Raw genomic sequence first — 2239 nt, 5'->3', positions numbered from 1 at the left:
GTGTGTTGATTACACTCTTCTTTTTAACTCAAAAGTTGTGACCTGATTAATTCGTTTCTACAACCGCCTTTATTACCATGATGTAAATCGACTGAAATAGTAAAAGCGACTCTATCAAGTGAAAGGATCAGTTTTCCGATTCACTTCCACTATCGACGGGATTAAAAATTCGCTCAATTATTATTTACGAAAGATAACCCCGAGAATCTGCCTCTGACAGCATGGAGGACTATGCGGAATAGCGGTTCGAGAAGCGTTGGAAAGGAAATGCTGTCACATGCTCAACTGTTCTTACTCCGACTATAGGGCATTTTAGAATTAAGAGAGCATGACCACGCCTGCCTAAACCGTGGATATAAAACTGACAATGCCACCTAGGTAATCGACACATTTCTACTAATACATAACTTCTGTTGATCAGCAGGTAATTAAAGCTAGTTAGCTTCTATCTAATTGTTTTGGTGAATGTTTTGTTTGATAAAGTCAACCTTATTTATGTAAAACTGGTTGTGCATACCGTTGCTGGGTACATGTACTTGAATTTTAGTGGACTAAGGCTGTAGTCTCCGCGAGAGATAAATTTGTATAAAATATGTTTCACAATAGTCATAGACAGAATTTGTTTGTCAATCCTAGTTGGAAGTTGTTTATCAGAAATAATCAAAAACATGTATTTAACAGATTGGAAGCTTCCTCAACGAGTAAAACGTTGTTTTCACTTGAAATTAGTAGCCTATTTTTTGATTGTGGTAGTTGAAGTGATTCCAATGACGTTTGTAAAGTGAGAGGGCCGAATACAGTCGATAGGAATTGAGATGATATTTCATGGTGTGGTGCTATAAGTGCTGACGGATATTCGTAAACTAAATTCAGGAAAAGTAGATGTACAAAGGTAGCTGTTTGTGTGGTTCAATCCAGTTTGAACTTGACGGTAATGTAACTGATATTATTCACTGTCATTGCTCATTGTGTCGTAAAGCGAGTGGAAGTGCTTACGCTACAAATGGTTTTATTAATACGCAAGATCTGAAGCTAACAGACCATAGTGATTCGCTCACCTTTTACGAGAGCAGCGAGGGTAAGCGGAAGTATTTTTGTCGGACTTGCGGTTCGCCATTATACAGTTCAAATGCTCAATCTCGAGAAAGGTATCGCCTCCGCATAGGGGCATTAGATAGCGATATATTGGAGCGTCCTCTTTCTCACAATTTCGTGACTTCGAAAGCTAACTGGGAAGATTTAAATGCAGAATTGCCGCGATACGATAGGCATGAGCCGGGGCGGAAATAGCCCTACAAAAAGACTTTATAAAGGTGTTTAACTCCTTACTTTAGACGCATCTAAGTTGATACTTTTTTAGAATACGAGAAACGTTTACTGCGCTTGTGCAGGGAGCAATTAGACTTTAATAACATAGAGGTAATATGGAATTAAAAAAGAGAATACAGGTGGTAACAGTTGTCGCCTTCTTGTGCGTTAGTATTGATCAGATAACAAAGCTTATTGCTGCTGAGTACTTGCCCAGGAACATGATGCGTAGTTATTTTTTCGACACTCTTCGTATTGGCTATACTGAAAATATTGGTGCGTTTTTAGGCTTGGGCAATGGTCTATCGGATGAGATCCGATTTGGTATTTTTGTTTTGGGTGTGAGTCTCTTCTTGTGTTTAGGCATTACTTACTTAATGACAAGTCCTCGATTAAGTACGAACTCGTTGTTTGCAATCTCAATGATTCTATCCGGAGGAGCGAGTAACCTTTATGATAGAGTGATAAATAATGGCGCGGTGGTGGATTTTCTCAATATAGGCTTTGGTTCATTTCGTACTGGTATTTTCAATATTGCTGATATAGCTATAGTCGTAGGTGCTCTGTTACTACTATTATTGGGCAGTAAACCTGAAACGGGTAGGTAACTGTCTTACGATAAACGGAGTAAGAGTTACAACATTTTGAATTGGTTGATAACAGCCACTCATTTATTGCTAACCACTAGTTTAACCCCAGTGGGGTTTGTTTTTTCTATTCTCATTGTTGAGGGTAACAGGCAACATTGAAAAGAAGCTTAAGTGGCCAGTTTAGTTTGGTCACTTAAGCTCGAGTTATATTTTATTCAGTTTTAGTACTGAAGCGATTATTTGGATTAAGTACTAAGGTTAATGCGAAGGCATCGACTACACAGATGGCTCTAGCGATATTTTTCTCGTAAGAGCTTTAGTTTTAATATTATCAATTAGAT

2 protein-coding genes are annotated in these 2239 nt (G+C 38.2%); both read left to right on the top strand.

From position 1 onward, the window contains the following. The first annotated feature begins 882 nt into the window (after nt 1-882). Nucleotides 883-1290: a GFA family protein gene (locus BCT81_RS20620; protein ID WP_102425657.1), complete on the top strand. Its 408-nt coding sequence runs from the start codon at nt 883-885 to the stop codon at nt 1288-1290. Nucleotides 1291-1424: 134 nt separating this feature from the next. Beyond that, nucleotides 1425-1916 carry a signal peptidase II gene (gene lspA, locus BCT81_RS20615; protein WP_004738847.1) on the top strand — a complete coding sequence of 164 codons (492 nt, stop codon included), beginning with the start codon at nt 1425-1427 and terminating at the stop codon, nt 1914-1916. Nucleotides 1917-2239: the final 323 nt, after the last annotated feature.

The sequence above is a fragment of the Vibrio sp. 10N.261.52.A1 genome (assembly GCF_002876325.1).
Taxonomy (GTDB): domain Bacteria; phylum Pseudomonadota; class Gammaproteobacteria; order Enterobacterales; family Vibrionaceae; genus Vibrio; species Vibrio chagasii.
This window is presented reverse-complemented; position numbering and strand designations above follow the sequence as displayed.